We start from the raw sequence: 258 nt of genomic DNA on the forward strand, positions 1-258 counted from the left end.
GGCAACGCCTGCGCCGGTGACCGACTTGTTGGTGCCAGCGTTCTTGTCCACGAATGCGCCGGTGGTGCCGGTGCCGGCTACCTTGCCTTCGTCACCATCGACCACACCAACCAGGTCCAGATCGCTCAATTGCGCAGTAGTGCCGCCGTCATAGACCTTGTTGGCCACCTCGGCCTTACCAGTCAGAACCTTGCGGTCGATGTTGGCTTTGCCGATTTCGGCGGTGGTGTCGAAGCTGTAGTTGCCTGATTCTTCGCC

The 258-nt window shown here is 60.5% G+C and carries 1 protein-coding gene; it reads right to left on the reverse strand.

What is annotated here, in order from left to right; translation table 11 throughout:
* On the reverse strand, positions 1-258 hold a 258-nt coding region (locus tag FS767_RS22380; RefSeq protein ID WP_144968267.1), incomplete at both ends, for a YDG domain-containing protein.

This window comes from Pseudomonas sp. DE0010 (genome assembly GCF_007680745.1).
GTDB classification, from domain to species: Bacteria; Pseudomonadota; Gammaproteobacteria; order Pseudomonadales; family Pseudomonadaceae; genus Aquipseudomonas; species Aquipseudomonas parafulva_B.